Here is a 22,449-nt window from a genome sequence, read left to right on the forward strand (position 1 = left end):
CCGGCTCCGGGCAGGACCGGCCCAGTTATGCGCCTTGCTTTGGCCGCGGTTCCGACCGAGATTGCGCCCCGCCGGTCAGATCACATCACGGAATCCATTTCATCTGATGACCCCGACGATTTCTCGTCTTGCTCTCGCAGCCTTAGCCCTCTCCGCGTCAATCCTATCCGCCGAGCCAGCCCTCGCCGCCGTTGCCTGCGGTTCGGGCAATTTCGACGCATGGCTTGCAGACTTCAAAACCGACGCCGCGGCGAAAGGCATCTCACAGCAGGCGATTGCCGCCGGGCTCGCCGGCGTCACGCTCGATCAGAGCGTGCTCAACCGCGACCGCTCGCAAAAGGTCTTCACCCAGACCTTCGAGGAGTTTTCCGGCCGCATGGTGCCGCCGCGCATGACGCGCGGCTCCAACATGATGAAGCAATACGGCTCGGTGCTGTCCCGCATCGAACAGACCTACGGCGTCCCAGGCGAGGTGCTGGTCGCGATCTGGGGTCTCGAGACCGATTTCGGCGTCAACACCGGCAAGTTCGCAACCATCCGTTCATTGGCGACGCTGGCCTATGACTGCCGGCGCGCCGAGCAGTTTCGCGGCGAACTGTTGGACGCGCTGCGCATCGTCCAGCGCGGCGATCTCGCACCGGCCGACATGAAGGGCGCCTGGGCGGGCGAACTCGGCCAGACCCAGTTCATGCCCTCGTCCTGGATGAAATACGCCGTCGATTTCGACGGCAACGGCAAGCGCGATCTCCTGCACAACGCGCCCGACGTGCTCGCCTCCACCGCCAATTATCTCGCCGGCTATGGCTGGCAGCGCGGCAAGGATTGGCAGCCGGGCAGCCCGAATTTCGCGGTGCTGCAGCAGTGGAACAAGAGCGAGGTCTATTCCAAGACCGTCGCCTATTTCGCCACCCAGCTCGCGCGCGCCCCTTAATACTAATATCCCGCGCACAAAAGCGTAGGGCCGATCGCCCGGCGACCGGCCCTCTCTTGAGGCGTTTACTTACCCATGGTGGCGTGCATCGCCTTGTTCAGATGCGCGCCGCACGCACCCATTTTGCCGTTGAGCAGCGAGTCCTGAGCGGCCGCGATCTCCTTCTGCGCCGCGAATTTGCCGTCGCCGTCGGGCATGTTCTCGATCGCGGTCTCCGTCTTCTCCAGATTGGCCGAGCTGCAGCCGCCCATGGCGTGCTTGGCGGCCTGGGCCGGCGCGACGGCGAACGCGACGGCGGCAATGGCGATAACCCCGAGTAACTTCGTCATGATGTTACTTTCCTTCTCTTGTTCTTGGGACAGACCCAGCGACATTGCCGGAATCTGCGCCACGACTTTGCTGCCGACGCGGCAACTTGCCGCAATAAATTCCCCGCGAGAATTGCGTGATGTTGCGCGCCGCGCAGAGCCGCATGCGAAAATTCTGATTTTCATTACAACCTTGTAATCAAGCGCTCGCACCCTTGGCGTGTGTGCACCGCACCAACGACGAACGCGCGCGACTCCCGGCGATCGGCCCGCGATATCGGCCTCGCCGCAAGCCGTTTCGGTGGCCTTTCCAAGGGAGCCAAGCGAATCGCCTGTCCTTCACACGCCCGCAACTTCTCTCAGGGTCGCGGACCCCAGTCATATTATGAATAAATATTCATTTCTAATGATTCCTGATTCATGCGATTCGCGCATGCGAGACTTGGGCTTACAAGCTGCCGCATCGTCTTGCAGGTCGCGAGAATGCAACTTATTTCCCTCCCTATCGGAACCGCAGTTTCGTTCATAAATCCGTGATTTCACGGGATTTTATTGTGATCTGCAGCGGTGAACGCCCAGCTGTTGGGCGGGACTGCCAAGAGGTTAATCGCCCCTTACCGATGCTATGCGTCCTTTGCTTAGCTGCATCGCAACATCGGAACTTTCGCAGTGCACCACTCTCACCTATATTCATTTCAACGATGACGCCCGGGCAAGGGCTGAATCGAACTACAGGAGACTACCAATGCTGCTCTCGCTCATCCGCATGATCCAGGCTTTCCGGGACTATCAGCGCAATGTTGCCGAGCTGTCCCAGCTCAGCGATCGCGAACTGGCCGACATCGGCCTCGATCGCTCGGACATCCCGCGCGTTGCTGCCGGTCAGTATCAGGGCTGATATCGTTCAGCCCTTCACCGGACGAACCGATAGCGCCCGCCTCGTGCGGGCGTTGTCGTTCCTGAAGGCAGAAAACTCGATCTCGGCGATTCCACTGACCGCCGAAAAGCGCTACCTGTCCGCCCCATGACAGGACCCCATTCCAACATTGTGCACGTGATCGGCGCGGGCCTTGCCGGCTCGGAAGCCGCCTGGCAGGTCGCCAAATCCGGCGTGCCCGTGGTGCTGCACGAGATGCGGCCCGACCGCATGACCGAGGCGCACCGCACCGACGGGCTCGCCGAACTCGTCTGCTCCAATTCGTTCCGCTCGGACGACGCCGCCAACAACGCCGTCGGCCTGCTGCATGCGGAGATGCGCCGCCTCGGCTCGCTGATCATGCGCGCGGCCGATGCCAACCAGGTGCCCGCCGGCGGCGCGCTGGCGGTCGATCGCGACGGTTTTTCGGCGGCCGTCACCAAGGCGCTGAACGAGCATCCCCTGATCGAGATCGCCCGCGGCGAGATCGCAGGCCTGCCGCCGGCCGACTGGAGCAACGTCATCGTTGCGACCGGCCCCCTCACCTCCGCGCCCCTTGCCGACGCCATCCGCGAACTGACCGACGAGAACGCGCTCGCCTTCTTCGACGCGATCGCGCCGATCGTGCATCGCGAATCCATCGACATGTCGGTCGCCTGGTTCCAGTCGCGCTACGACAAGGTCGGCCCCGGCGGCAACGGCGCCGACTACATCAACTGCCCGATGACCAAGGAGCAGTATGACGGCTTCGTCGCCGCGCTGATCGCCGGCGAGAAGACCGAGTTCAAGGAGTGGGAGACCAACACGCCCTATTTCGACGGCTGCCTGCCGATCGAGGTGATGGCGGAGCGCGGCCCCGAGACGCTGCGCCATGGTCCGATGAAGCCGGTCGGCCTCACCAATCCACACGATCCCACGACGAAAGCCTACGCGATCGTGCAGCTGCGCCAGGACAACAAGCTCGGCACGCTCTACAACATGGTCGGCTTCCAGACGAAGCTGAAATACGGCGAGCAGCAGCGCATCTTCCGCACCATTCCCGGGCTGGAGAAGGCCGAATTCGCCCGCCTCGGCGGCCTGCATCGCAACACCTTCCTCAATTCGCCCAAACTGCTCGACGGCCAGCTGCGGCTGCGCGCGCAGCCGCGGTTACGCTTTGCCGGCCAGATGACGGGCTGCGAGGGCTACGTGGAGTCCGCCAGCGTCGGCCTGATCGCCGGCCTCTACGCGGCAGCCGATGCGCGCGGCGAAACGCTGACGAGCCCGCCTGCTACGACCGCGCTGGGATCGCTGCTCGGCCACATCACCGGCGGCCATATCGAGACCATCGAGCCCGGCACGCGCTCGTTCCAGCCGATGAACATCAATTTCGGCCTGTTTCCGCCGCTTGCGAGCGCTCCGACGAAGAAGCCCGACGGCACGCGCCTGCGCGGCAACGAGAAGACGGTGGCCAAGAAGCAGGCGATGAGTGCACTGGCGCTCGCCGATCTCGATCGCTGGATCGCCGATCACCTGCGCATCGCCGCAGCCGCGTGAGTTGTCGATGAGCCTCCCCAAAGACGACGCCGCGACGCTCACGGCGCGCTGGACCGAGGGCGTCCTGCTCAAGCGCGACGTGTTCTCGACCGTCGAGCGCGGCCGCTTTCGTGCCGGCAACGGCGAGGTCGACGCGGTGCTGCGCCGGCTGGATGAGGTGCCGTGGTGGTCGTTCCTGCTGGCCCGCCACCTGTTCGCGCGCGAGAAGCATGCGCTCGCCCTCGCCAAGGGCCTGAATGTCGGTCCCGAGCTGCTGTGGGCCGGACGCCGGGCTCTGGTGCGCGGCTTCGTCGACGGCGTCGCGCTGCATCTGGCCAAACCGCATGGCGACCTCGCCTATTTCCGCTCGGCCAAGGCGGCGCTGCGCCGGCTCCGCCGCGCCGGCATCTGCCACAACGATCTTGCCAAGGAGCAGAACTGGCTGGTCGGCCGCGACGGCCACGCCTATGTGACCGACTTCCAGCTCGCCGCCTGCTTTGCGCGCCGCGGCCGACTCTATCGCATCCTCGCCTATGAGGACCTGCGGCACCTGCTCAAGCACAAACGTTCCTACGCGCCGGAGGCGCTGACGCCGCGCGAGCGCAAGATCCTGGCGAAGAAATCATTTGCCGCGAGCCTGTGGCTCGCCACCGGCAAGAAAGTCTACCGGGCGATCACGCGCGGCCTGTTCAACTTCACCGACCGTGAGGGGGGCGGCCGCAGGCTCGTCAACGACGCGCCTGTGCTGGCGGAGCTGATCCGCAAGAATCCCGCCGTGCGCGACACCGCGATCGTCGCCTTTGCCGACCGCCGCTCCGGCGTCGGGCTCTATGCCTTCGTCGAAGCTGATCAGGCCATGCTGGAAAGCCAGCTCCGCAATGAACTTGCGGCCGCCAAGGGTCCGAAACCGCCGGAACACATCCAGGTGGTGCATGCACTGCCGCGCGACACCAGCGGCAAGCCGCGCACCGAGATCCTGCAACTGGTCGCCATGAACCAACTCGACCTGATCGAGCCGATGATGAAGAACGACCAGGACCGCGCTTTCCTCAAGGACATCCTGGAGCAGCGCAAGAACCTGCGCGACCGCTTCAATTTCGAGGCGGACCTGCCCGCGGGCTGACGGACGACGCGCGCCTTGAAGCGTCCACATTGGCGATAGAGAAGCGATCGGATCATTCGGGCGGCAGGTCATGGGCATTCGGGGGATGATGATGCATCGTGTGGTTGGCGGCGTGATCGCCGGCCTTCTGCTGTTGGCAGCGACGCCCGCAATGGCCGAAACCCCGGCCGAGCTGATCTCCAGCTTTCGCCTCAAGAACGGTGAAGTCCGCGTCGTCCGCGATTCAACCCTCGACCGCATCGCCATGGACCAGGCGCGCGCGATGGCGGCGAAGGACGACCTCAGCCACGACGCTCTCGGACCGTTCAACCGCCGCGTCGCACCGGCCGGCGCGGGGCGCGCCGCCGAGAACATCGCCTATGGCTACGACAATTTCGAGAAGACGCTCGGCCAGTGGATCGACTCGTCCGGGCATCGCAAGAACCTCTTGCTGCACAACGCCTCCCGCGTTGGCATTGCAAGCGCCAAAACTTCCAGCGGCAAGCGCACCTATTGGGCCATGGTGATCGCGGGCGACTACGAGCCGAAGGGCAAGAGCAAAGGCAAGAAGGACAAGGAGCCGCTGGTTGCCGTGAGGCGCGAGGCTGCGCCCGCGAAGAAGCCAAAATCCAGCGAGTGCCACATCAAGCTGCTCAGCCTCTGCATCTGAGACGAGACGCTGCGCGGCAAGCACTGTTGCGCGCGCTTCTCCGGCCAGCCAATATGGCCCCGCCGCTGTCTTGGACCAATTCGAGGCGATCAATGGCCAAAAAATACACCGCTCAATGCGCCTGTGGCGCCATCAAGTTCGAATTCGACACCGATCCGTCCTTCATCGCCAATTGTCATTGCAACGACTGCAAGCGCGCCTCAGGCGGCGAGATGGCAACTTTCTTTGCCGTGCCGGAGGATAACTTCACGCTTCTCAGCGGCAAGCCGAAGGCCTTTCACTACGTCGCAAATTCCGGCAAAGGCCTCGACCGAAACTTCTGCCCCGAATGCGGCTCGCGGGTGTTCACCTCGAACCTCGACAGTTTCCCCAAAACGGTCTTCGTACAGTTGGGAAGCCTCGACCGGCCCGACCTGGTCGCGCCGAAGCTCGAGATGTTCACCAAGCGTCGCCTGTCGTGGAATACGCCGCTCCACCTGCCGCAGTTCGAAGAGATGCCGCATTGACGCGGCCAAAGCACGAGAGCCCCATTTGATCGACATCGACCGAATACGCGCCGACACACCGGCCGCCGCGCGGCTCGCGTATCTCCACAACGCGGGCGCGGCTCTCATGCCGGCCGCCGTCGTCGCGGCAATGAAGGGGCATATCGACCTCGAGAGCGAGATCGGGGGCTATGCCGCCGCCGACCGCGAGGCGCGCCGGCTTGATTCAGTCTACGGCTCGGTAGGCCGCCTGCTGAATGCCGCGCCAGATGAGATCGCGCTTCTGGAGAACGCGACAATTGCCTGGCAGATGGCGTTCTATGCGCTTTCATTCCGCAAAGGCGATCGCATCCTGACCGCCGAGGCGGAATACGCCGCCAACTATGTCGCGTTTCTTCAGGTCGCCAGGCGCACAGGCGCGGTCATCGAGGTCGTGCCGAGCGATCCCGGCGGGGAGCTCGACATCCACGCGCTCGAACGCATGATCGACGAGCGCGTGAAGCTGATCGCCATCACCTGGGTTCCGACCAATGGCGGGCTGGTCAATCCCGCAGCGGCCGTCGGCAAGATCGCGCGGGCGCACGGCATTCCCTATCTGCTCGACGCCTGCCAGGCGGTCGGCCAGATGGCGGTCGACGTCGAAGCCATCGGCTGTGACATGCTGTCGGCGACGGGGCGCAAATTCCTGCGCGGCCCGCGCGGCACCGGCTTTCTCTATGTCCGCCGCGAGCTGCTGCAACGGCTCGAGCCGCCGATGATCGACCACTTTGCAGCGCCCTGGGTCTCGCGTGACCAATATCGCCTCCGCGACGATGCGCGCCGTTTCGAGACCTGGGAGAACAACTACGCAGCGCGGCTCGGGCTCGGCGCTGCCGTCGATTACGCGCTCGATATCGGCATGGGTGCTATCGAGCAGCGCTGCCGCCTGCTGGCAGACCGCCTTCGGGGCGGCCTCGCTTCCGTTCGCGGCATCACGATTCGCGACCTCGGACGCACACCAGGCGCCATCGTCAGCTTCACGATGGACGGATATGAGGCGGACGCGATTGTCGGCAGTGCCGCTGCCGCCGGCATCACCATCGGTGCTTCAGATCCGTCGAGCACCCGCATCGACGCCGAGATCCGGGCGCTGCCGCCGCTCGTGCGCGCCTCCCCGCACTACTACAACACCGAGGCCGAGATCGACCGGCTGATCGGCCACCTCGCGGCCCTGACGCCGCGATAGCGGGACGGCCGCGCCACTCAGGTGCAGCGCGCGCTCAGTCCGGATGCACTGAGCCTCGCCATGACCTCGTCGAGATGGGCGCTGTCGCGGGTCTCGATCACGAGTTGCAGCAGCGTCGCCTTGGCCGGCAGGTCGGAGAAGGTCCGCTGATGCGAGACCTCGATGATGTTGGCGCCAGCCTCGGCCAGTAATGCGGCCACTGCGGCCAATTGGCCGGGCCGGTCGGGGATATCGAGCGACAGCTGGGTCAGCCGCCCCTCGCGCGCCAGTTCGCGGGTGAGAACGGAGGCGATCAGCCGCGTGTCGATATTGCCGCCGCTCAGCACCAGGCCGACCTTCTGGCCGGTAAAGCGGGCGGGATCGGACATCAGCGCGGCGAGGCCGGCGGCGCCGGCGCCCTCGACAACCGTCTTCTCGATCGAGATCAGGGTCGCGAGCGCACGCTCGAGCTCGGCCTCGTTGACGAGCGCGATGTCGTCGACGAGGCGCCGGACGATTTCAGTCGTGATCTTGCCCGGCGACTTCACCGCGATGCCCTCGGCGAGCGTATCGCCGCGCGCGGGCAGATTGCCGTCATGGATGGCATTGTACATCGAGGGATAGAGCCAGGCTTCGACGCCCAGAATCCGCAGCGACGGCTTGATCGATTTCGCGGCGATGGAAATGCCGCTGATCAGGCCGCCGCCGCCGATCGGGACGACCAGCGTGTCGAGCTCCGGCACCGCCTTCAACATCTCCAGCCCGACGGTGCCCTGCCCCGCGATGACAAGCGGATCGTCGTAAGGGTGGACGAAGATCATGCCGTGAGCTTCGCCGTGGCTCCGCGCGAACGCGGCCGCCTCCTCCAGCGTCGCGCCCGTCACCACCACCTCCGCGCCGTGGTGCTTCGTGTTCTCGACCTTCACCATGGGCGTGCCGACCGGCATCACGATGGTGGCGGGAATGCCGAGCCGCCTGGCGTGATAGGCGACGCCCTGCGCATGGTTGCCCGCCGACATGGCGATGACGCCGCGCGCACGTTCCTCCGGCGTCAGTGCCGTGAGGCGGTTGAGCGCGCCGCGCTCCTTGAACGAGGAGGTGAACTGGAGGTTCTCGAATTTGAGCCAGATGTCACAGCCGCAGATATTGCTCAGCGTGCGGCTGTAGCTACAGGGCGTCTCGACGACGGCCCCCCGGATGGTCTCGGCGGCCGCGTGAATGTCGCCCGGTGCGACCGGAAGGCCGCTGAGATCGGAGGACGTGGTTTGGGACAAGTCAGCCATGGGACAGCATAGAGCATTTGCCCGGCTCGGGCGACAAGCCAACCGCTATTTGGTAAATTCCCGGGAACGTGAAGCCCGCCACAGCGTCCACAGCGTGCGCAGCCGCGACGAAGGCTGCGGCGTAAACGGATTGCGTCCCGGACGCGACAGGCGCTTCAGATCGGCCTGCGCCTGGCTCAGCAGCAGGAACGCCGGCCGCACTGACGACGGCAGCTGCGCGAGCAGCGACGAGGCCGTCGTCACATGCTGCCGGGCTTCACCCGCAAGCTGTTCGAGCACCGCATGGAGATTGGGCGTCTCCTTGCTGGCGAACACATCCTCCATGTTGCAATTGTGGCTCGCCAGCACCTGCTGCGGCAGGAACAGCTGCCGGTGCCCGGCATCGCGCGGCAGATTGGCGATGACCTGCACGATGCCCTGCGCCAGCCCGGCATGACGGGCAAGATGCTCGACCGCATCCGACGGCGGCCCCATGATCCGCGCAGCGAGGGCGAACAACGCCGAACAGGTCGCGGCGAGATAGCCTTCCAGCGCCGCCATGGTCGGCATCGGATCGTTGTAGAGATCGAACTGGTGCTCGTCGGCGAGCAGCGACAGCGGCTCGACCGGCAGGTCGAAATCGCGGATCGCGCGCAGAAGCTCGGCCGCCACCGGATTGCCCTCGGCGCTGCCATGGACATGGCCGGAGAGCATGTCGGTCCACCATTGCAGGCGGATTTCGCCGGGCAAGGGCTGGCTCACTTGGTCGCGGACCCGGACGATCTCGACGTTGAAGGCATAGAGCGCGAGCAGCGCACGGCGCTCGGCGGCGGGCGCGAACAGGGTCGCGACATAGCGCGGAAAGTCGTGGCTGCGCACGAGATCGGCGCAGAAGGCAACGGAATCGGGCGGAGGTGCAGCGCTGCTCATGGCACGGCGATCAGCGCGGCCGCAACGCGGCGTCGTTCGCCGATCATGATGTTGTAGGTACGCACGGCCGGGCCGGTCTGCATCGTGTCCAGCACCACCCCCACCGCCTTCAAGGCCTGCCGCAGCGCCGGCGGCGGCAGCCAGACCCCGGTTCCGGTGCCGATCAGGAGCGTGTCGATGCTGTTGGCGGCCGCGAAGACCCGATCCAGCGAATAGCGATCGATCTTCGCGGGGTCCGTCACATCCCAGGCCCAGATCGCATCGGGCAGACAGAGCAGCGATCCCCGGTGCGACATGCCGGCAAAGGCGAAGCCGCCCTTGCCATAGGCCTCGATCGGCGCCGAGCGCGGGAAATGCGGTGCGTTGGGATCGCCGGTCATGAGCTTGGTCCGAATGGGCTTACTGCCCTCGCAAACGCGTGCGAGGGCGTGCGGTTCGGATCATGCCTTGTTTTTCTTCGCCGGCGTAGCCGTATCGGGCGCATCTTCGCGATGCTCGCCGACGCCGAGATAGATCAGGATCGGCGCCGCGATGAAGATCGAGGTGTAGGTGCCGACCAGCACCACGCCGAACATCATCACCGCGGTGAAGCTGTGGATGGCATGGCCGCCAAACAGGAGCAGGGCCAGCAGCGCCAGCGTCACCGTGACGTGGGTGATGATCGAGCGCGACAGCGTCGAGTTGATGGACTCGTTGAGCAGCTGCGGCATCGGCATCTTCTTGTAACGCCGCAGCATTTCTCGGATACGGTCGTAGATGACGACGGTGTCGTTGAGCGAATAGCCGAGAATGGTGAGCAGCGCGGCGATGCTGGTCAGGTCGAAATCGACCTGGCTGATCGACATGAAGCCGATCGTGAGCACGATGTCGTGCACGTTGGCGATCATGGCGCCGAGCGCGAACTGCCATTCGAAGCGGAACCAGAGATAGATCAGGATCGCGACGATCGCGAGCATCAGGCCGAGCATGCCGTAGGCCAAGAGCTCACCGGCGACGCGCGGACCGAGCACCTCGACGCGGCGGTACTCGATGGAATCGCCGAGCGCGGTACGGACCTTCTGCACGGCCGCCTGCTGGGCGGTATCGCCGCCCGGCTGCTCCGCGACGCGGATCAGGACGTTCTCGGGCCCGCCGAATTGCTGGAGCTGGACCTCGCCCAGACGCAAGCCATCCAGCGTCGTGCGCATCGCCGCGATGTCGGCGGCGCCGGACTTGGCCCGCACCTCCAGCAACGTGCCGCCCTTGAAGTCGATACCGAGGTTCAGGCCGTGGGTGAAGAACAGCGTGATGGCGACGATCGACAGCGCCGCCGAGATCGGGAAGCTGATGCGGCGGAATCGCGTGAAGTCGAAATGCGTGTTGTCCGGGACGATGCGCAACGACGGCAGCAAGCCGAGGGCCGCGACCACGGTGAGAATGGCGATGAGGACGCCGAGCCCGATGAGAACGGTGTGATTCACAATCAGGCTCCTAGATCGGCACGCTCTGCGGCCGCTTCCACCGCACCCACCAGGCGACGATCAGCCGGGTCAGGGTGAAGGCGGTGAACACCGTGGTGATGATGCCGATACCGAGCGTCACGGCGAAGCCGCGCACCGGGCCGGTGCCGATGTAGAACAACACCGCGGCGGCAATGAAGGTGGTGATGTTGGAATCGAGGATGGTCGCGAGCGCCCGCTTGAAGCCGGCATCGATCGCCGAGATCGCGTTACGGCCGCCGCGCAGCTCCTCGCGGATGCGCTCGTAGATCAGCACGTTGGAGTCCACAGCGATGCCGACGGTGAGCACGATGCCGGCGATGCCGGGCAGCGTCAGCGTGGCGTTGAGCAGCGACAACAGGCCGAAGATCATGGCGACGTTGATGGCCACCGCGATGTTGGCGAACACCCCGAACAGGCGATAGGTCACCAGCATGAAGATGATGACCAGGATCGAGCCGACGTAAGCCGCAAGCTCGCCCTTCTCGATCGAGTCCTGGCCGAGGCCCGGACCGACGGTGCGCTCTTCGACAACCGTCAGCGGCGCGGGCAGCGCGCCGGCGCGCAGGAGGATCGCGAGATCGTTGGCCGATTGCACGGTGAAATTGCCGGAGATCTGGCCCTGCCCGCCGGTGATCGGCTCGCGGATGACGGGCGCCGAGATCACCTTGTTGTCGAGCACGATGGCGAAGGGCAGCCCCACGTTCTCTTGGGTCGCCTGCGAGAACTTGCGCGCGCCCGACGTGTTGAACTTGAAGCTGACGACCGGCTCACCCGTGCGCTGGTCGAAGCTCGCCTGGGCGTCGGTCAGATCGCCGCCGGCGACCAGCACCTGCTTCTTGACCACGTAAGGCGTGGGCGGTGGCGAGGCGCTCATCAGCAGATCGGATTCCGGCGGCAACCTGCCCTGCTGCGCCTGATCCGGCGGCACGGAGGTGTCGACCATGCGGAATTCCATCTTCGCGGTCTTGCCCAGCAGTTCCTTCAGGCGGGTCGGGTCCTGAAGACCGGGGACCTGCACCAGGATGCGGTCGTTGCCCTGGCGCTGGATGACGGGCTCGACGGTGCCGAGCTCGTTGACGCGGCGCTCGACGATCTGGATCGACTGCTCGATGGTCTTGCGCATGCGGTCGAGCATCGCGGCCTGCGGGATGTTCAGACGGATAACGCCGCCACCCGCGTCGGTCACTTCAAGGTCGCGCTGACCGCTGGAGCCCATCAGACCGCCGAGCGGCTGGGACAATTCGCGCAGCTTGGCGAGCGCCGGCTGCACGTCGGTTTCCTTGGTGATGCGAACCTCGGCCGCGTCGTTGCGCACGGTGACGCCGCCGGTGAAGCCGATCTTGGCGTCGCGCAGCGTCCGGCGAACGTCGTCGCGGACCTGGTCCAGCCTCTCCTTCTTCACATAGTTGGAATCGACCTCGAGCAGCAGATAGGAGCCGCCCTGGAGGTCGAGGCCGAGCACGAGCCGGCGCTGCGCCCAGGCCGGCCAGGTCTTCACCTGCGCCTCGGGGAAGAAGTTCGGGACCGCGCAGAGGCACACGATCAGCGCCGTCAGGATAATCCCCAGCGCTCTCCACCGCGTGAAATACAACATCGACTGGACCTGTCAGATCAGGAGACTTGAGATGCTCGCGGAAGCGCTCACTTCGACGCGGCGTCGTCCTTGGCGGCTTCCTTCGCGCTATCCTTGGCCGGCTCACCCTTGGCGCGCACGCCGGAGATCATCTGGCGCATCTGCCGCACGCGGACGCCATCGGAAATCTCGAACTCGATCTGGTCGTCGTCGACGACCTTGGTGACCTTGCCGACGAGGCCGCCCGAGGTCACGACGGTGTCGCCGCGACGGATGTTCTTCACGAGGTCGGCGTGGTCACGGACCTTCTTCTGCTGCGGACGCAGAATCAGGAAGTACATGATCACGAAGATCAGGGCGAACGGCAGCAGCGACATCAACATGCTGTTGGTGTCGCCGGCGCCCGCGGCCTGGGCATACGCAGGGGTAATCAGCATTCGGACGATCCTCGTGACAACGGGGGAAAGCCGGTCAGGCCCTCAAAGGCGACCGGCGCGGTCAAATTCGCGCGGACTATAGCGGCCACCGCCCCAATTGCAACGCTGCCAGACCGCCCTTTTGGCCACCTTGCGGCGCGCCGTCAGGCCCGATAAGGCTGCATTCTCAGGAACTTCGGACATGCCCAAAAAACCAAGCAAAAGCCCGGCCGGCAAAGGCCCCCGTACCCCTGCCAGGATGCCTGCCCGCGTCGCGGCAAAACGCCCCACGGCAGCCTCCAAGGCAATCAGCAAGGCAGCCCCAGACCTCGCCCAGGAGCGGATCGTCCGCGCCCTCGAGACCATCGCGGCGCACCTTTCCGCCCAGGGCAATCCGGCCGCCGAACCCGAATCGTTCGAGCGGGCGGACGCCTATGTCTGGCACCCCGACGGCCGCCTCTCGGCGGTGCCGCGGGTCAGCCGCGTCGAGCTGTTCCTCCTCAAGGGCGTCGACCGGATGCGCGACATCCTGATGGAAAACAGCGAGCGCTTCGCAGGCGGCCTGCCCGCCAACAACGCCCTGCTCTGGGGCGCGCGCGGCATGGGCAAGTCGTCGCTGGTGAAGGCCGCACATGCCAGCATCAATGCGGACCGCAAGCCGGCCGACAAATTGAAGCTGATCGAGATCCACCGCGAGGACATCGAGACTTTGCCCGCGCTGATGGAGCAGCTGCGCGCCTCGTCCTTCCGCTTCATCGTGTTCTGCGACGACCTCTCCTTCGACGGCAATGACGCCTCGTACAAATCGCTCAAGGCCGTGCTCGAAGGCGGCATCGAGGGCCGGCCCGAGAACGTCATCCTCTACGCCACCTCCAACCGCCGCCACCTGCTGGCGCGCGAGATGATCGAGAACGAGCGCTCGACCGCGATCAATCCCGGCGAAGCGGTCGAGGAGAAGGTGTCGCTGTCGGATCGTTTCGGCCTCTGGCTCGGCTTCCACCGTTGCAGCCAGGACGAATATCTCGCCATGGTGCGCGGCTATTGCGGCCATTTCGGCATCAAGGTCGATGATGAGGCGCTGGAGCGCGAGGCGCTGGAATGGTCGACCACGCGCGGTTCGCGCTCGGGCCGCGTCGCCTGGCAGTTCGTGCAGGAGCTTGCGGGACGCCTCGGCGTGAAGCTGACGGCGAAGTAGCGGGCAGTCTCGCCTCACCCACAACCGTCATTCCCCGCGCAGGCGGGGAATCCAGTATTCCAGAGACGATTGTTATGAATCGAGCGGCCGCGGCGTACTGGATCGCCCGCCCCAGTGCGCAACTGCGCACAAGGCGGGCGATGACAGTTTCCTTGTGGCGATGGCCTGCCCTACTCCTCACGCCCCATTCAGGAATTGGAGCGGGTCAACCGGACTCGATCCCTTGCGGATCTCGAAGTGGAGCTGCGGCGACGCCACCTCCCCGGATTGACCCGACTTGGCAATGACCTGACCGCGCTTGATGGTATCGCCGCGCTTCACCAACAGCTCACTCGCATGGGCATATGCGGTGACGTAGCCGTTGGAGTGCCGAACCAGGACCAGATTGCCGTAACCTTTCAGCTCGTTGCCGGAATAAGCGACGACGCCGTCTTCAGCCGCCTTGACCGGCGTACCCTCGGGCACCGCGAGATTGATGCCGTCATTGGACTTGCCGTTGGTCTTGGCGCCGTAAGTAGTGACCACCTTGCCGCGCACCGGCCAGCGGAAGGTCGGCAGCGCACCGGTGGCTTCCGCAGCCTTCGCCGGCGTCTCGGCGGCCTTCTCTTCGACATTGGCCGTGGCCTGGGCCAGGCGCGCACTCTGCACCGGCGCGGCGGCGGCCATCTTCATCGCGGGCGCCGGAGCGGCCGCGACGGGCTGCAACGTACCCGCAACCGGAGCAGCCCCGACTGGAGCCGCAGCAACGGGTGCTGCGACAGCGGCGGACTTTGCACCCGGCACGGTCAGCCTGGTGCCGAGCTTGAGCTTGGCGGACGGATCGAGGCCGTTGGCGCGGGCCAGTTCAGCCGCCGAGATATGGTTCTTGCGGGCGATGCTGGCGAGCGTGTCGCCGTGGTTGACGAAGTGCGTGCTCGGCGGTGCGGCAACGGCCGCAACCGGCTTGGCTGCCGGCGCCATCGCGGGAGCCGCTGCGACGGGAGCCATCGCCGGCGCAGGTGCAGCCGCGGTCGTGCCCGGATGCGGGATGATCAGCTGCTGGCCGGGCGAGAGCGTGCGCGGACCCTTGTAGCCGTTGGCGGCGAGGATCGCCTGCGGCGTGACGTGATAGCGCTTGGCGAGCACCTCGAGCGTGTCGCTGGTGCCGACGATGATCTTGGTCCCACCGGCCGGTTGGGCGGCCGCGACCGAGCGCGACGGCACGGTGGCCGTGGTCTCCAGACGCGGCTGCGCCGGGGGCGCGTAGGAGCCGACGCCACGCCCGCCACCGGACACCCCGCCACCCGCAACGGGATAGGATTGCGGTGCGGACACCGCGGGCGGCGGCAGGGGCTGCGACTGATAATAACCAGGCTGCGTCTGCGGCCGCGAATATTGCGGCAGCTCACGCTGCGGCGGCGGCGCCTGCTGCACCGAACCGGTCGATTCAGTCGAGAAGGGATTGGAGAAGTTCGACTGGGACAGCCGCGACGACATGTCGGCGCTGCACCCTGCGAAACCGACGGAGATCAGCGCCAGCACCGCGACCTGCGGTACGCGGCGCGAGTAAAGCAACTCGGCGACGACAGACATGGTTACTCACTCGTACGCAACTGAACTGGTCTTTTAAGTAAACACGCGCCGAGTAAATAACGGCTTAACCCTCCCAATAAGATGTTGGCAGCACAGCCAATCCGGAAATCTACAGCTCCCGCGCCACGCCGGGCAGCGCCGGCACGAAACGGACCTCGACGAGTTCCTTGCGGTCGATCCCGTTCGGGCTGCGGGTCAGACGGATCAGCGTCTGGACCCCCTGATGCGGCCCGACGGGCGCGATCAGGATGCCGCCGACCTCGAGCCGCTCGACCAGGTTCTCCGAAATCTGCTCCATCGCGGCGGTGACGATGATGCGGTCGAACGGGCCGATGTTGGCAGGCAGGTTGAGACCGTCGCCCAGCATCACCTCGACATTGTGATAGTCGAGCTTCTCAAGCCTGGCGCGTGCAGCGTCCGCAAGCTTGCGATAGCGCTCGACCGTCAGCACATGGCCTGCGAGCCGCGACAGCACGGCGGCCTGATAGCCGGAGCCCGCGCCGATCTCGAGCACGCGGTGCCGCTTCTGGAGCTGGAGCTGCTCGGTCATGTAGGCGACGACGAAGGGCTGGCTGATGGTCTGCCCGCACGCGATCGGCAGCGCGCTGTCACGATAGGCCCCCTCGCGATCGGCCTCGTCGACGAACAGCTCGCGCGGCACCTCCTCCATGGTTCGCAGCACCGCCTGATCGCTGATGCCCCGACGCCTCAGCGTGAGCTGAAACATCATCTTTTCGTGCGGGTGCTGGTGGGACGTCATTGCTGCCTGTGTTGTCTCGTCAGGTCCGGATCGTCGCTTGCGGAGCTCAAGGCTGCGGCAGGAATCCTGTTCCTGCTCAGGAACTCATGATAGCCTTTCGCTGAGGTATTTGACCACAAATTGGCTTGCAGCGGACTGGCTGCGAAGGCCATTTTCAGGTGTCCGTTCGCCGAAACGCGCATTGCGTCGATTCACGTTATCTGCGAACGTTTTCTGGAATGGGCAAGGACTCACCGACAATGACCGCGACAGGGCTTTCCGGCCGCTCTGTATTCCTCGTCGAAGACGAGGTGATGATCAGGATGATGGTCGCGGACATGCTGGAAGAGCTCGGCTACAAGATCGCAGCTGAAGCCGGCGATATCCCCGAAGCGATGCGGCTCGCCGAGGCAACCCAGTTCGACATCGCCATCCTCGATGTCAACGTCAACGGCAAGGTGATCTCCCCGGTCGCCGACCTGATCAAGGCCAAGGGCTGCCCGTTCATCTTCGCCACCGGCTACGGCTCCTCCGGCCTGCCCGAGCAGTATCGCGACCGGCCGGCGCTCCAGAAGCCGTTCCAGCTCGACGCGCTCGGCAAGACCATCGAGGCCGCCCTTCGCGGCGGCTAGCCGCTACTTCAGGGCCGCACCCAGCGCTTCGGAAAACGCTTCGTTGGTGCGGTCGAGCCTGAGCGGCGTGACCGAGACGTACCGCTCGCGCAGCGCCGCCAGATCCGTGCCCTCGGCGGGGGTATCCATCATCGCGGCGCGCTCGAAGCCGATCCAGAAATAGGGATTGTTGCGGCCGTCCCTGCGCTCGTCGATCCTGAGGAAGCCGAGATTGCGCTTGCCCTGGCGGGTGACGCGAATGCCGAGCACGTCCTCCGGCGCGCAGGACGGGAAGTTGACGTTGATGACGGTGTCCTTCGGGATGCCGGCGGCCATCACCTTGCGCAGGATGTCGGGGCCGAACTTGAGCGCGGTGTCCCACGGCGGCCGCTCGCGGGTCTCGACGCTGAACTCCTGCGACAGCGCGAACGACGGCAGCCCCAGGATGGTGCCCTCCAGCGCGCCGGCGATGGTGCCGGAATAGACCACGTCCTCGGCGACGTTGCGGCCCTTGTTGACGCCCGACAGCACGAGATCTGGCGGCTTGGTGCCCAGGATATGGCGCGCGCCCATGATGACGCAGTCGGTCGGGGTGCCGCGCACGGCGAAGTGCCGCGGCCCGACCTCGCGCAGGCGCAAGGGATCGTTCAGCGACAGCGAATGTGACACGCCGGACTGGTCGAGCTCGGGCGCCACCACCCAGAGGTCGTCGGACAACGCCCGTGCGATCTCCTCCACGACCTTGAGGCCGGGAGCGTGAATGCCGTCGTCATTGGTGCAGAGAATGCGCATGCGAAAGTTCGATTCCTGAAGGGGTCTGAGCCGTCTTATCCGGCTGCGACCGATCAGGCAAACCGGTCGCCGCGCAGGTCTCGTCTGTGATCCGGCTCGTTGCCGCGGCGCAGCAACCGGCCGAAATCGGTTCCCGGGGCTTGCTTCCGGATGACGCCGACCTATTCGAGCCCGACGCCGTATTCGACTAGCAACGGATGCGCCATTGCGGCAGGAAGCGTGCGAGCCTGCCTTCGGCACGCAGCTTCATCGCCGGTACGGCCGGACTGACGACAGGAGTCTCGACCACGCAGAGCGCCTCCAGCTCTGCAACGATCGGATCTGACGCTGGCGTCTGCGGAAAACGCTCGCGTGCTACCGTCAGCGCCTTGTCGAAATCCGCAGCATTTACGCCGGGCTTGGCTCGCCGGCTCTGCACGAGATCCTCATCCCAGAGCCGCGCGATGTCGATGTCGAGCACGCCGCGCAGGCGCTGGTCGACGGCCTGGATGCCGGTACCTGTCACCGCCCATTGTCTGCCGATCCAGAAGATATCGCGGTGCAAGGCCATGAACGGTGAGTTCGCATTGACGGGTGGCAGTCAGGATAACCGGCCGCCTGATCTTCGCAACCAAACGTTTCTGCGTTTCAGCGAGCAATACGCCTCAGTCGCGCGAGATCACCTTCAGGCCGCCCATGTACGGCTGGAGCACGCTGGGGACGGCGATCGAGCCGTCCTCCTGCTGATAGGTCTCCATCACGGCGATCAGCGCGCGGCCGACCGCGGTACCGGAGCCGTTCAGCGTATGTACGAAGCGCGGCTTGCCGTCCGGCCCGCGCGAGCGCGCATCCATGCGGCGCGCCTGGAAGTCGCCGCAGACCGAGCAGCTCGAGATCTCGCGGAACATGCCGCCATCGCCCTGCCCGGGCATCCAGACCTCGATGTCGTAGGTTTTTTGCGACGAAAAGCCCATATCGCCTGCGCAAAGCGTCATCACGCGATAATGCAGGTCGAGCTTCTGGAGCACCTGCTCCGCGCACGACAGCATCCGCTCCAGCTCGTCCTTGCTCACTTCCGGCGTCGTGATCGAGACCAGCTCGACCTTGGTGAACTGATGCTGGCGGATCATGCCGCGGGTGTCGCGCCCGGCGGCGCCCGCCTCGGCGCGGAAGCACGGCGTCAGCGCGGTGAGCCGCATCGGCAATTGCTTCTCGTCGAGGATGGATTCGCGTGCGAGGTTGGTCAGCGAGACTTCCGCCGTCGGAATGAGACCGAGGCGCTCTGTCTTCAGCCGCTCATGGTCGGGTGAGGCGAGCAGCTCGCCCTTGATCGCCCAGAACTGATCGTCCTCGAACTTCGGCAACTGTCCGGTGCCGAACATCACCTCGTTGCGCACCAGCAGCGGCGGGTTGATCTCGGTGTAGCCGTGCTCGGTCGTGTGCAGGTCGAGCATGAACTGGCCGATCGCGCGTTCGAGGCGCGCCAGCCCTTTCTTCAGCACGACGAAGCGCGCGCCGGAGAGCTTTGCCGCCGCCTCGAAATCCATGTAGCCGAGCGCGGTGCCGAGATCATCATGCAGCTTCGGTGTGAACGCGTAGTTGCGCTTGTTGCCGAACACGTGGTGCTGCACGTTGCCGTGCTCGTCGACCCCATCGGGCACTTCGTCGAACGGAATGTTCGGAATCGCGGACAGCTCTTTCGTCAGCTCTTCGTCGGCAGCCTTCGCGGCGGCCTCGAGCTCAGGCATCGTGGTCTTGAGCTCGGCGACCTCGGCCATCAGCTTGGCCGCGCGCGCCTCGTCCTTGGCCTTCTTGGCGTCGCCGATTTCCTTGGAGGCCGCATTGCGCCGAGCCTGCGCCTGCTCGGAGGCCAGGATCGCCGCGCGCCGCTTCTCGTCGATCGCCAGCAGCGACGCCGACAACGGCTTCAGGCCACGCCGGGCGAGACCGGCGTCGAAGGCTTGCGGATTGTCGCGGATCGATTTGATGTCGTGCATGGCCGTGGTCCTGGATCAGCGCGTAAACCTACAACAGCGAACGTTGTAGGTTTGCAATAGCGCGTCTCCTAGCACGGCTGTCATCATCCGCGAAGGCGGATGATCCAGTATTCCAGCGACGCCAGTGATTCCTCGATAGGCCCCGGCATACTGGATTCCCCGCCTGCGCGGGGAATGACATCGGAGTATGGGGCGCCCTACTCGGCCGGGTTCGCCGGCGTCGATACGTCGGTGCCGGTTGCCGCCTGCGCGGCCGCCGCCTTCTTCTCCACCATCGCGACCGCGATGATCGAGCCCTCGTAGAGCGCCAGCAAGGGGATCGCGAGCGAGCACTGACTCAGTACGTCCGGCGGGGTCAGCACGGCCGCGATCACGAAGGCGATCACGATGAAATAGCGGCGCTTCTCGCGCAGCATCTTCGAGGTGACGATGCCGATGCGACCGAGCAGCGTCAGGATCACCGGAAGCTGGAAGGCGATGCCGAAGGCGAAGATCAGCGACATCATCAGCGACAGATATTCGCCGACCTTGGGCAGGAGCTGGATCTGGGCGGTCTCGTCGCTGCCGGCCTGCTGCATGCCGAGCGAGAAGCGGACCAGCATCGGCAGCACGACGAAATAGACCAGCGCCGCGCCCAGCACGAAGAAGAACGGGGTCGCGACCAGATACGGCAGGAAGGCCTGCTTCTCGTGCTTGTAGAGGCCGGGCGCGACGAACTTGTAGATCTGCGTCGCGACGATCGGGAACGAGATGAAGCCGGCGCCGAACAGCGCGAGCTTGAGCTGCGTGATGAAATACTCCAGCAGCGCCGTATAGATGAATTTCGAGTTCTCGGGACCTGCGACCCACACGAACGGCCAGACCAGCACGTTGTAGATCTGCTTGGCGAAGAAGAAGCAGAAGATGAAAGCCACGCCGAAGCCGAGCAGCGCCTTGATCAGCCGCGAGCGCAGCTCGATCAAATGGTCCATCAGCGGGGCTTTGCTGGCCTCGATATCGGCGTCGCTCATGACGCTTTGGCGTCCTTGATCGCTTCGGATGGCGCGGTGTCCTGCGCAACGACCGGCGCCTGCTCGACCTCACGGGTGATGGCGAGCGGCTCGTTCACCGCTGCATGGGCTTCGGCTTCCACGAAGGTTTCCGGTGTCGGGGGTTCCGGGGTTGTTGGAGTCGTCGGCGCCTCACTTGAGGTTGCTGGCGCTTCGACGGCGGTCGTTGAGGACGCCTCGGCCGGCTTGTCGAGCGCATCGACGCGGAGCGCGTCGCTGACGTCCTTCTGGAGCGAGCTCAGCGGATTGAAGCCTGTGGCGGCTTCCTTGACCTCGTCGAAGCTCTTCTTGAGGTCGGCCATCTCGGCCTCGCGCATCGCTTCCTGGAACTGGCCCTGGAATTCGGCGGCCATCTTGCGGGCCTTGCCCATCCACTGTCCGACCATGCGCAGCACGCCCGGCAGCTCTTTCGGGCCGATGGCGATCAGGGCTACGACCCCGATCAGGACCAGTTCACTCCACCCGATGTCGAACATGAGGTCTTCCGTTCACGCCAGCCGCAACCGACCCAATCCCTCGCGCGCAGGATCGGGGGCCGCTACCCGCGTCTCGCGTGCTCTCTGGTTCAGACGGCCTTGCTGCCGACGTCGGAGCGTGCCGCGGTCGGCGCGGCATTGTGCTCGATGGACTTGGCCGGCTCAGGCTTGTCAGCAGGCTTGTCGTCGTCCTGCATGCCCTTCTTGAACGCCTTGATGCCCTGCGCCACGTCGCCCATCAGATCCGAAATCTTGCCGCGGCCGAACAGCAGCAGGACCACTGCGATCACCAAGATCCAGTGCCAAATGCTGAGTGAACCCATCCTGCAACCCTCCAAACGCGCATGGCCGGGGACCCGGCCGATCTTCACCGGAACGTAGGCTTCGCAGGCCTCAAAAACAAGGACCAAGGCAGCGCCAATTCGCTGTTGGCGCTACGCAATCTTGCTAGTGTTAACCGGTCGCAGGGGCCCGCAGCAGGACGGGACGTCAGTCCTCGCTGCCGCCCTCGCCGCCACCCTCATTGCCGCCTTCCGGCGCCTCGGGCTCGACCGCAGGTGCCAGCGCGAGATCGAGGTCCTCGCCCGGTTCCAGCGGATCCTCGTCCTCGCGCAATTGCGGGTCATCGGACGGCGTCGGCACGCTGAATCCGGTGGGCAGGCGCGAATCCAGCAGGCCCGTGCCCTTCAGCTCTTCCAGGCCCGGCAGATCACCCAGCTGTTCCAGGGTGAACTGCGACAGGAAGTCCTCGGTGGTTCCGAAGGTCAACGGACGGCCGGGCGTCTTGCGGCGGCCGCGCGGCTTGATCCAGCCGGTCTCCAGCAGCACGTCGAGCGTGCCCTTCGAGGTGACGACGCCGCGGATCTCCTCGATCTCGGCGCGCGTCACCGGCTGGTGATAGGCGATGATCGCCAGCACCTCGATCGCCGCGCGCGACAGGCGGCGGGTTTCGGTGCTCTCCCGCGTCATCAGCCAGGCGAGATCGCCGGCGGTGCGGAAGGTCCATTTGTTGGCGACGCGCACGAGGTTCACGCCGCGCAAGGCATAATCGGCCTGCAGCTGCTCGAGCGCGGCCTTGACGTCCACGCCATCAGGCATGCGCTTGGCCAGCGTCGCGGTATCCAGCGGCTCACTCGAGGCAAACAGCAGCGCTTCCAGCAGCCGCAATTCTTCAGGACGTGCCTGGGATTCGTTCTCCATCGGCTCGGCCTCGTCTACCCGCACTTCAGCCAGGCTTGCCATGGCA

26 protein-coding genes are annotated in these 22,449 nt (G+C 65.3%); 10 read left to right on the forward strand and 16 right to left on the reverse strand.

What is annotated here, in order from left to right; all coding sequences use genetic code 11:
* The first annotated feature begins 106 nt into the window (after positions 1–106).
* Positions 107–931 carry a lytic murein transglycosylase gene (locus XI08_RS36135; RefSeq protein WP_135175280.1) on the forward strand — a complete coding sequence of 275 codons (825 nt, stop codon included), beginning with the start codon at positions 107–109 and terminating at the stop codon, positions 929–931.
* A gap of 65 nt (positions 932–996) precedes the next feature.
* Here XI08_RS36135 and XI08_RS36140 read toward each other — a convergent pair whose 3' ends face one another.
* Complete coding sequence (locus tag XI08_RS36140; RefSeq protein ID WP_271578173.1) at positions 997–1,323, reverse strand: hypothetical protein; 327 nt, start codon at positions 1,321–1,323, stop codon at positions 997–999.
* A 661-nt stretch (positions 1,324–1,984) separates the two neighbouring features.
* Here XI08_RS36140 and XI08_RS36145 point away from each other — a divergent pair.
* The 7 genes from XI08_RS36145 to XI08_RS36175 all read left to right on the forward strand — a co-directional run bounded on the left by XI08_RS36145 (position 1,985) and on the right by XI08_RS36175 (position 7,152).
* Entirely contained in the window at positions 1,985–2,137 is a 153-nt protein-coding gene (locus tag XI08_RS36145) for a DUF1127 domain-containing protein (protein ID WP_007590701.1), read from the forward strand.
* Entirely contained in the window at positions 2,112–2,267 is a 156-nt protein-coding gene (locus XI08_RS36150; RefSeq protein ID WP_271578068.1) for a hypothetical protein, read from the forward strand. The genes XI08_RS36145 and XI08_RS36150 overlap by 26 nt, the downstream gene beginning before the upstream one ends.
* The gene (gene trmFO, locus XI08_RS36155) at positions 2,264–3,691 is read left to right on the forward strand and encodes a methylenetetrahydrofolate--tRNA-(uracil(54)-C(5))-methyltransferase (FADH(2)-oxidizing) TrmFO (protein ID WP_271578069.1); all 1,428 of its coding nucleotides are present in this window, start codon (positions 2,264–2,266) and stop codon (positions 3,689–3,691) included. Before XI08_RS36150 ends, trmFO begins: the two co-directional genes overlap by 4 nt.
* Before the next feature lie 7 nt (positions 3,692–3,698).
* Complete coding sequence (locus tag XI08_RS36160; RefSeq protein WP_271578070.1) at positions 3,699–4,793, forward strand: serine/threonine protein kinase; 1,095 nt, start codon at positions 3,699–3,701, stop codon at positions 4,791–4,793.
* 91 nt (positions 4,794–4,884) lie between these two features.
* On the forward strand, positions 4,885–5,442 hold the full coding sequence (locus XI08_RS36165; RefSeq protein WP_271578071.1) for a CAP domain-containing protein: 558 nt from the start codon (positions 4,885–4,887) through the stop codon (positions 5,440–5,442).
* Between the two features lie 92 nt (positions 5,443–5,534).
* Positions 5,535–5,948, forward strand: coding sequence for a GFA family protein (locus tag XI08_RS36170; protein WP_271578072.1), 414 nt, complete (start codon positions 5,535–5,537; stop codon positions 5,946–5,948).
* A 25-nt stretch (positions 5,949–5,973) separates the two neighbouring features.
* Positions 5,974–7,152, forward strand: coding sequence for an aminotransferase class V-fold PLP-dependent enzyme (locus XI08_RS36175; RefSeq protein WP_271578073.1), 1,179 nt, complete (start codon positions 5,974–5,976; stop codon positions 7,150–7,152).
* 17 nt (positions 7,153–7,169) lie between these two features.
* Here XI08_RS36175 and XI08_RS36180 read toward each other — a convergent pair whose 3' ends face one another.
* From XI08_RS36180 to yajC, 6 genes are read right to left on the reverse strand one after another with little or no spacing between them, the layout of a single operon-like run.
* A complete protein-coding gene (locus tag XI08_RS36180; protein WP_271578074.1) occupies positions 7,170–8,414 on the reverse strand; it encodes a threonine ammonia-lyase in 1,245 nt (414 codons plus the stop codon).
* A gap of 45 nt (positions 8,415–8,459) precedes the next feature.
* Positions 8,460–9,323: a phytoene/squalene synthase family protein gene (locus tag XI08_RS36185; protein ID WP_271578075.1), complete on the reverse strand. Its 864-nt coding sequence runs from the start codon at positions 9,321–9,323 to the stop codon at positions 8,460–8,462.
* Positions 9,320–9,703: an Mth938-like domain-containing protein gene (locus XI08_RS36190; RefSeq protein ID WP_271578076.1), complete on the reverse strand. Its 384-nt coding sequence runs from the start codon at positions 9,701–9,703 to the stop codon at positions 9,320–9,322. The genes XI08_RS36185 and XI08_RS36190 overlap by 4 nt, the downstream gene beginning before the upstream one ends.
* 60 nt (positions 9,704–9,763) lie before the next feature.
* Positions 9,764–10,783 carry a protein translocase subunit SecF gene (gene secF, locus XI08_RS36195; protein WP_027546605.1) on the reverse strand — a complete coding sequence of 340 codons (1,020 nt, stop codon included), beginning with the start codon at positions 10,781–10,783 and terminating at the stop codon, positions 9,764–9,766.
* 10 nt (positions 10,784–10,793) lie between these two features.
* Positions 10,794–12,398 (reverse strand): protein translocase subunit SecD, encoded by a 1,605-nt coding sequence (gene secD / locus XI08_RS36200; RefSeq protein ID WP_271578077.1) that lies wholly within the window; start codon positions 12,396–12,398, stop codon positions 10,794–10,796.
* A gap of 47 nt (positions 12,399–12,445) precedes the next feature.
* The gene (yajC, locus tag XI08_RS36205; protein WP_135175270.1) at positions 12,446–12,814 is read right to left on the reverse strand and encodes a preprotein translocase subunit YajC; all 369 of its coding nucleotides are present in this window, start codon (positions 12,812–12,814) and stop codon (positions 12,446–12,448) included.
* A gap of 181 nt (positions 12,815–12,995) precedes the next feature.
* On the opposite strand from yajC, the gene XI08_RS36210 reads away from it, so the two are divergent.
* On the forward strand, positions 12,996–13,988 hold the full coding sequence (locus XI08_RS36210; RefSeq protein WP_271578078.1) for an ATP-binding protein: 993 nt from the start codon (positions 12,996–12,998) through the stop codon (positions 13,986–13,988).
* A gap of 177 nt (positions 13,989–14,165) precedes the next feature.
* On the opposite strand, the gene XI08_RS36215 is transcribed toward XI08_RS36210, so the two are convergent.
* Together XI08_RS36215 and XI08_RS36220 are read right to left on the reverse strand one after the other, a co-directional pair.
* Positions 14,166–15,560 carry a LysM peptidoglycan-binding domain-containing M23 family metallopeptidase gene (locus XI08_RS36215; RefSeq protein WP_271578079.1) on the reverse strand — a complete coding sequence of 465 codons (1,395 nt, stop codon included), beginning with the start codon at positions 15,558–15,560 and terminating at the stop codon, positions 14,166–14,168.
* Between the two features lie 109 nt (positions 15,561–15,669).
* Complete coding sequence (locus XI08_RS36220) at positions 15,670–16,320, reverse strand: protein-L-isoaspartate(D-aspartate) O-methyltransferase (protein WP_271578080.1); 651 nt, start codon at positions 16,318–16,320, stop codon at positions 15,670–15,672.
* Positions 16,321–16,559: 239 nt separating this feature from the next.
* Between XI08_RS36220 and XI08_RS36225 the strand changes: the two genes are divergently transcribed.
* Positions 16,560–16,931, forward strand: a complete 372-nt coding sequence (locus XI08_RS36225; protein ID WP_027546599.1) for a response regulator — start codon at positions 16,560–16,562, stop codon at positions 16,929–16,931.
* Between the two features lie 3 nt (positions 16,932–16,934).
* Here the strand turns inward: XI08_RS36225 and surE are convergent, their stop codons facing one another.
* From surE to scpB, 7 genes are all read right to left on the reverse strand, one after another.
* On the reverse strand, positions 16,935–17,702 hold the full coding sequence (surE, locus tag XI08_RS36230) for a 5'/3'-nucleotidase SurE (protein ID WP_271578081.1): 768 nt from the start codon (positions 17,700–17,702) through the stop codon (positions 16,935–16,937).
* A gap of 187 nt (positions 17,703–17,889) precedes the next feature.
* Positions 17,890–18,252, reverse strand: coding sequence for a hypothetical protein (locus XI08_RS36235; RefSeq protein ID WP_271578082.1), 363 nt, complete (start codon positions 18,250–18,252; stop codon positions 17,890–17,892).
* Between the two features lie 94 nt (positions 18,253–18,346).
* A complete protein-coding gene (gene serS, locus XI08_RS36240; RefSeq protein ID WP_271578083.1) occupies positions 18,347–19,678 on the reverse strand; it encodes a serine--tRNA ligase in 1,332 nt (443 codons plus the stop codon).
* 197 nt (positions 19,679–19,875) lie between these two features.
* Positions 19,876–20,688: a twin-arginine translocase subunit TatC gene (gene tatC, locus XI08_RS36245; RefSeq protein WP_027546595.1), complete on the reverse strand. Its 813-nt coding sequence runs from the start codon at positions 20,686–20,688 to the stop codon at positions 19,876–19,878.
* Entirely contained in the window at positions 20,685–21,203 is a 519-nt protein-coding gene (tatB, locus tag XI08_RS36250; RefSeq protein ID WP_271578084.1) for a Sec-independent protein translocase protein TatB, read from the reverse strand. Before tatB ends, tatC begins: the two co-directional genes overlap by 4 nt.
* A gap of 89 nt (positions 21,204–21,292) precedes the next feature.
* The gene (locus XI08_RS36255; RefSeq protein WP_011087519.1) at positions 21,293–21,526 is read right to left on the reverse strand and encodes a twin-arginine translocase TatA/TatE family subunit; all 234 of its coding nucleotides are present in this window, start codon (positions 21,524–21,526) and stop codon (positions 21,293–21,295) included.
* 166 nt (positions 21,527–21,692) lie between these two features.
* Positions 21,693–22,445, reverse strand: coding sequence for an SMC-Scp complex subunit ScpB (gene scpB / locus XI08_RS36260; RefSeq protein ID WP_027546593.1), 753 nt, complete (start codon positions 22,443–22,445; stop codon positions 21,693–21,695).
* Positions 22,446–22,449: the final 4 nt, after the last annotated feature.

Source organism: Bradyrhizobium sp. CCBAU 11361, from assembly GCF_028128935.1.
Lineage (GTDB): Bacteria > Pseudomonadota > Alphaproteobacteria > Rhizobiales > Xanthobacteraceae > Bradyrhizobium > Bradyrhizobium niftali.